Source organism: Streptomyces solincola, from assembly GCF_002982015.1.
Lineage (GTDB): Bacteria > Actinomycetota > Actinomycetes > Streptomycetales > Streptomycetaceae > Streptomyces > Streptomyces solincola.
In genome coordinates, this window is record NZ_PVLV01000572.1 from 1 (window position 1) to 2,746 (window position 2,746).

The 2,746-nt window shown below is 73.7% G+C and carries 1 protein-coding gene; it reads left to right on the forward strand.

The genetic code is table 11. The features are described from left to right. Positions 1-2,550, forward strand: a 2,550-nt coding sequence (locus C6N75_RS27355; RefSeq protein WP_105871552.1) for a lysylphosphatidylglycerol synthase domain-containing protein, incomplete at its 5' end; no start/stop codon positions are given. Positions 2,551-2,746: the final 196 nt, after the last annotated feature.

The following is a 2,746-nucleotide window of genomic DNA, read 5'->3' on the forward strand; positions in this document are numbered from 1 at the left end:
GCCTCCAGACCGGAGGTGGTGTTGTGCGCGAAGGCCGCGATCGCCGTGGTGATCGCGATCGCGGCCTTCGCGCACAACACCACCTCCGGTCTGGAGGCGGACATCACCCGGCGTACCGGGCAGGCCCCGGACGTGTTCGTGCAGTTGGCGGGGCTGGCGTCGAGCATCGCGGTGCTGCTGGTGCCGGTGGCGTTCGCGATCGAGCGGCTGGTCAAGCGGGACGGGCTGCGGATCGCGGACGGTGTGCTGGCCGCGGTGCTGGCGCACGGCGTGACCCTGGCCACCGACCTGTGGGTGGCGCGGGTGGCGCCGGAGACCATCCAGGAGGCGCTGACCCAGCCGCAGGCGGGGGGCGGGCTGTCCGATCCGGTGCACGGCTATCTGGCGCCGGTGATCGCCTACATGACGGCGGTGGGCATGGCGCGCCGCCCGCGCTGGCGGGTGGTGCTGTGGATGGTGCTGCTGCTGGACGCGTTCGCGATGCTGGTGGCCGGCTACACCACGCCGTTCTCCATCGCGCTGACCATCCTGATCGGCTGGACGGTGGCCTACGGCACGGTGTACGCGGTCGGGTCGCCGAACGTGCGGCCGACCGGGCAGACGCTGCTGGCGGGTCTGCGCCACGTCGGGTTCCGGCCGGTGGGCGCCATACGGGCGGAGGATCTGCCGGACGGCGTGGAGGCCGACCGGGGCCGCCGCTACCTCGTCACCCTGGAGGAGGGCCCGCCGCTGGATGTGACGGTGGTGGACCGCGAGCAGCAGGCGCACGGCTTCTTCTACCGGGTGTGGCGGCGGCTGACGCTGCGCGGGATCACCACCCGGCGGTCGTTGCAGTCGCTGCGGCAGGCGCTGGAGCAGGAGGCGCTGCTGGCGTACGCGGCGATCGCGGCGGGCGCGAACGCGCCGAAGCTGATCGCGACCTCCGAGCTGGGTCCGGACGCCGTGATGCTGGTGTACGAGCACGTGGGCGGCCGTTCGCTGGACGCGCTGGAGGACAAGGAGATCACCGACGAGGTGGTGCGGGGCGCCTGGATGCAGGTGAAGGCGCTTCAGTCGCGGCGTATCGCGCATCGCAGGCTGACCGGGGACGCGCTGCTGGTGGATCGTTCCGGCAGGGTGATCCTGACCGATCTGCGGGGCGGGGAGATCGCCGCCGGGGATCTGGTGCTGCGGATGGACGTCGCGCAGTTGCTGACGACGCTGGGGCTGCGGGTGGGCGCCGAGCGGGCGGTGGCCGCGGCGGTGGCCGCGCTGGGCCCGGACAAGGTCGCCGACTGCCTGCCGCTGCTCCAGCCGATCGCGTTGAGCCGCTCGACCCGGGCGACGCTGCGCCGGCTGGCGCGGGAGCGGGCGCACCGGGAGCGGGAGGCGGTGCTGGCCGCCTCGCAGGCGGACAAGCAGGCCCGGGTGGAGGAGCACGCCCGGCACGCCGAGCACCGCGGCGAGCCGGTGGGCAAGGCGGAGCGCAAGGCGGCCAAGGAGCACAAGCAGGCCGAGAAGCGCGCGCTGGACGAGGCGATGGACGAGGCCCGCGAGGAGGATCTGCTGGTGCAGATCCGCCAGCAGGTGCTGCTGATCCGGCCGCAGGCGCCGGTGGAGCCGGTGCGGCTGGAGCGGATCAAGCCGCGGACGCTGATCAGCCTGATCGCCGGCGCCATCGCGGTGTACTTCCTGCTGTCGTCGATCTCGCAGTCCCCGCTGTCGCTGTCCACGTTCGCCGAGGCGGACTGGGCCTGGGTGGTCGTGGCGCTGCTGTTCTCGGCGGCGAGCTACGTCGCGGCGGCGATGAGCCTGCTGGGCTTCGTCCCGGAGCGGGTGCCGTTCGGGCGGACGGTGATCGCGCAGGTGGCGGGGTCGTTCGTGAAGATCGTCGCCCCGGCGGCGGTCGGCGGGGTGGCGCTGAACACCCGCTTCCTCCAGCGGTCGGGGGTGCGGCCGGGGCTGGCGGTGGCCAGTGTGGGCGCCTCCCAGTTGTTCGGGCTCGGCGCGCACATCCTGCTGCTGCTGTCCTTCGGCTACCTGTCCGGCACCGAGAAGACGCAGGACTTCACCCCGTCCAGGACGGTGATCGCCGGTCTGCTGACGGTGGCCGTGCTGGCGCTGGTGGTCACGGCGATCCCCGGTCTGCGCAAGTTCGTCACCACCCGGCTGCGGTCGCTGTTCGCCGGGGTGGTGCCCCGGATGCTGGACGTGCTGCAACGGCCGGTGAAACTGCTCACCGGGATCAGCGGCATGCTGCTGCTGACCGGTGCGTTCGTGCTGTGCCTGGACGCGTCGGTGCGGGCGTTCTCCAACGGTGAGCAGCCGGTGAGCTACGCGATCCTGGCGGTCGTCTTCCTGGCCGGCAACGCGCTGGGGTCGGCCGCGCCGACGCCGGGCGGTGTGGGCGCGGTCGAGGGCGCGCTGATCGCCGGCCTGGTGGGGGTGGGCAACCTCCCGGCGGAGGTCGCCACGCCCGCCGTGCTGCTGTACCGGGTGATGACGCTGTGGCTGCCGGTGCTGCCGGGCTGGCTGTCGTTCAACTCGCTGACCCGCAAGGGCAGCCTCTGAGCGGACCGGGTGGTGCGGCGGCGGGTGGGCGACGGCCCGGCGCCGGGCGGGGGCCACTCGCTTGGCGGCGGGCGTGAGCGCCACACCGCGCACGGGCGCACCATGGGACGCATGATGCTCCGCGCCGCCCGGCCCGCCGCCGTCCTCGCCGTCGCCGCCCTGCTGGCGGCCGGCTGCTCGGGCGGCGGGGACGGCG